Annotated in this window: 2 protein-coding genes and 2 pseudogenes; all 4 read left to right on the forward strand. The window is 53.8% G+C overall.

Features of this window, described 5'->3' with window-relative positions; translation table 11 throughout:
- Positions 1–1,035: hypothetical protein (locus tag AB5Y48_RS03375; RefSeq protein WP_368163752.1), on the forward strand; the 1,035-nt coding region annotated here is incomplete at its 5' end.
- 1 nt (position 1,036) lies between these two features.
- Positions 1,037–1,759, forward strand: coding sequence for a hypothetical protein (locus AB5Y48_RS03380; protein ID WP_368163753.1), 723 nt, complete (start codon positions 1,037–1,039; stop codon positions 1,757–1,759).
- A 282-nt stretch (positions 1,760–2,041) separates the two neighbouring features.
- Positions 2,042–2,158, forward strand: a pseudogene (locus AB5Y48_RS03385) (alpha-amylase family glycosyl hydrolase); the annotation flags it as partial.
- Between the two features lie 87 nt (positions 2,159–2,245).
- Positions 2,246–2,424: pseudogene (locus AB5Y48_RS03390) on the forward strand (alpha-amylase family glycosyl hydrolase); the annotation flags it as partial.

Raw genomic sequence — 2,424 nt, forward strand, 5'->3', positions numbered from 1 at the left:
TTTGGCGGGCTGGCGGCCCTGCTCAACATCGCCAACCTGACAGTGGCGCTGCAAGGGTATGACGAGAGCAGTCGCAAGAATCAGGGCAACCCCGCCGCCCAGCTGGAGCTGAGCCGCAATCTGGCCTACACCGCCGCCTGGACAGGCAGCGCCATAGTGGCCATCAAGCAGGGGCAGGTGGTGGTGCCATCAGAACTGCTTGGCCTTCGCTTATCGGAGGCCATGAAAGAAAACCCGGCCCTGGTGCGCCGCTTTGCCCTCACCACCGGCTGGATGACCGGGCTGGGGCTGCTGGCGGCGGGGCTGGAGGCGTGGGAAACACGCGCCAAGCTGATGGATGATACCAATGCCGATATGGAGCAATTCGGTTACTGGTTAAAGCTGGGGGGCTTGGGGGCGCAGGGGATTCCAGCCGTTGTGTCGTTTGGCCGTTTGCTATTTGGTGCAACGCTAGGGGCTACATGGGCTACCTGGATGGTCGCATCTATTGGTATCGGCACCCTGCTCTATCTGGCTGCCACCGTGATACTGGCCCGCTATAGCCGCCTGCCTGTCGAGCGCTGGCTGTTGCAATCCACCTGGGGTACCGAACCGGCAGGCTGGAACCCGGTATACGAGCTGACGCAATATGAACGGCTTAGCAGTCAACCCACTGTCAGCCTCAAGGGCCGACAGCTTGAGATCGGGTTACCCGGTTATATCAACAATGTTGCCATCGAGTTGGCGGTGCGTCGCTTTATGGTCCCTAGTGCCCTGCACCGGGAAGCTGCCATGGCTGGCGGGTTGGGGGAGCCCGAAGCGCTTTCTGTGCCTGTCGTCAGCGCAACCCGTGAAAAGTTGCTGCTGGATATGAGCAAGGTACGGCTGACCGATGTCGATGAACTGGTGGTGTGCATTGTCTACCCGAGTGCTGAAAGCCTGAGCGGTGAAGCCCAGCGCTTTGTAGCCAGGGGATCCTTTACCAAAGGCGTGATATTAACTGCAGAATTTGATATCAAGCTGCCAGTGAAAGGCATGAGCATAAGGTTGCAATAACATGAGTGAAACGACAGAACACCCGCAGAGCGCAGAGGCTGATGGCGTCAACCACTACTACAGCGAGCAATATCTTGAATTGCAAAAGGAGCCTGTTTTATATGAGTGGCAGATAGATCATCGGCAGAGACTTGCATGGGAGCTTCCAATTGCCATAGGTGGTTTTTTGTGGCTCTTAGGACTGTTGAATTTAATTAATACTGATAGCCAAAAAGCTTGGCAGTTAACCTTGTTTTGTATTGTGTTCGGAATATTGGCTGTACTTCAGGGACGTTATCTTTTTACCCCTAATCAGCTCTATCACTACCGAATGACCGCCAAGGGGATCTACTACACCCAGCAGGACAAGATCCCGGAGGTGGCTTACACCATTATGCGTGGGATTGGTGGCCTGTTGATTGTGGTCAGCATCATTGCCGTCGGCTTGGTGGGCCCGCTGGCATTGGCCGGAGCGGGTGCTGGTGCATTTCTGGCCTTTAAAATCACCAATATGAAACCAAAAATAAACCATTTTGGACGTTATTTTTATTCTGGTGATGGCACGTTTTCTACATTTAGGTCTGGGTATTCAATAAAAATTGAAAGCATCCCTTTTAAAGTTCAAAATTTCTGTGTTGTACATTGTATGCCTGAAAATTTTGAGACCATTTATGCGTTTATGAAAAAGCAACTTCCTCAATTTGAGGAAATGGAAGTATTAAATCGCAAAGAGTTTGGTTATTGATTAATGGAGGTAGAGAGGCTGCAATAAAGAGCCTTTCTATTTTCTGCGTTTGAAAATTGGTCGGATGATTCTGGCGGATGATTCTGGGACACCCACCATTTTGACAGGGGCGTAGTGCTCTGCTGGACTTGAAGCCTCATTGCCGAGGAACTAGCCATGACCATCGCCCGTTCACGTCAAATCAGCCTGCAGGATACGCCCTACTGATTCTGGGACACCCACCATTTTGACAGGGGCGTAGCGCTCTGCTGGACTTGAGGTATCACTGCCGAGGAGCTTGCTATGACTATCGCCCGCTCACGTCAAATCAGTTTGCAGGATACGCCCTACTACCACGTGGTGAGCCGCTGCGTGCGGCGGGCCTTTTTGTGTGGGGAAGATGCCCACTCGGGGCAGAGCGGGAACGGCTGATTCTGGGACACCCACCATTTTGACAGGGGCGTAGCGCTCTGCTGGACTTGAAGCCTCACTGCCGAGGAACTCGCCATGACTATCGCCCGCTCACGTCAAATCAGCCTGCAGGATACGCCCTACTACCATGTGGTCAGTCGCTGCGTGCGGCGGGCCTTCCTGTGTGGGGAAGATGCCCACTCGGGGCAGAGCTACGAGCATCGCCGTCAGTGGGTAGTCGACCGGTTGGGCCAGCTGTCGCGACTCTTTGCCAT

The organism is Aeromonas sp. R6-2 (assembly GCF_040908155.1).
GTDB lineage: Bacteria > Pseudomonadota > Gammaproteobacteria > Enterobacterales > Aeromonadaceae > Aeromonas > Aeromonas schubertii.

Bases quoted from the DNA above. Each gene is read 5' to 3' on its own strand.
- AB5Y48_RS03380 (WP_368163753.1), top strand. From the start codon at position 1,037: ATGAGTGAAACGACAGAACACCCGCAGAGCGCAGAGGCTGATGGCGTC.